The sequence below is a fragment of the Acidocella sp. MX-AZ02 genome (assembly GCF_000306035.1).
Lineage (GTDB): Bacteria > Pseudomonadota > Alphaproteobacteria > Acetobacterales > Acetobacteraceae > Acidocella > Acidocella facilis.
In genome coordinates, this window is the sequence record NZ_JH976232.1 from 1 (window position 1) to 1,347 (window position 1,347).

Consider the following 1,347-nt stretch of genomic DNA (forward strand, 5'->3'; position numbering starts at 1 on the left):
GGCCGTGGGCGGCGGCGGCCCGCACCCACCCGGGGTCCCCATTGCGCCTGCGCAATGGGGTGGGCCTTTAAGGCCGTAGCGCAGCGGAGGATGGCGGCGGGGCCGCTATTTTGCTTCGCGATGCAAAGCCCCGGCATTGCTCAGCACGATCAGTGTTACCGATCATTCCTCGGGGCGGCGGAAAATAGCGGCTCCGCCGCCATTGCGGGCCGCCGCCGCCCACGGCACAGAGCGCCCTCTCGGAAGGCCGCTGGCGCGGCCACCCGGCGGGAAGGGGCATATAGTGCCCGGCGATGACGATAATCCCGGCGTTGGCAGGCTCTCATCCAATCATCCGCCACGCAAAACTCAGCCGGGCACCATGAAGCGTACGGCATCCTCCGGCGCCAATTGCACCCGCAAGTTTGCCCGCAATTCCGCGAGGCCAAATTCGCGGAGATCATCGTTGAAATCGCCAAGGCGGGGCGAGAGCGTGATTGCTTCGATCCCTGCGGCAATTGCGCGTCCGGTCAAACTTGCCACGGCGCGATCGCCGGCCACATCGGCATCACGGGCGATATAAAGCCGGCGTAGCCCCTCGGGGAGCAGGAGGGTGGCCAGATGCCCAGCCGAGAGTGCGGCCACCATTGGCATGGCGGGCATCACGCAGCGCAGCGACAGCACGGTCTCGATGCCCTCGCCTGCCACAAGCAAGCCATGCGCCAGTTCGTTGTCCAACTCTGCCGTGGTGCCAAACCGCACCGCATGACCAAGCAGCAGACCCAGCGCCCGGCGTGGAGTTACCAATGGCGCCTTGCTCAGCCGGATGGGATGGAGGGGATTAAACCCGTCTGGATCAAGCCAGGTGCGCTGGATGCCGGTGATACGGCCTTCGAGGTCCGTGACCGCTGCGATCAGTGCTGGCCAAGGTTCCGGCTGCGCATCCGGTGTCGCGCGGTAGAAACAACGCGGATGGAACCGCAAGGCATCGATTCCGGTAAGTGCCTCTGGCGTGATCCCACGCCGGTGCAAATAGGTTTCAGCAAGGGTGCCTGGGAGGGGCTGCGCCATGCCGAACAACCGCCTAGCGGCGCGTTGGGCCTGGGCGGCATCAGGAGCGGGATCACTGCCATCATCCGCCTGGGACCCGGGGATAGCACAAGTACCAAGTGAACTCGCCATATGCCCCACAGGGTGGCTGCGGCGTTCGCGAGCCGCAGCATGATCATCCCCTTTCAGCCCCAAAAACCGCCTTGCCTCCTCAGCCACATCCCGAAACTCAGTCAGGCCGCAGCTTTCCCGGATCAAATCCAGCAAATCGCCATGCGTGCCCTCGGCGGCATCTTGCTTATGTGCAGTTACACATAA

General features: G+C 64.5%; 1 protein-coding gene. It reads right to left on the reverse strand.

The window, feature by feature from the left end; all coding sequences use genetic code 11:
• Window positions 1–348: 348 nt before the first annotated feature.
• The coding region (locus MXAZACID_RS18535) for a toprim domain-containing protein (protein ID WP_039885806.1) at window positions 349–1,347 on the reverse strand (999 nt) is incomplete at its 5' end.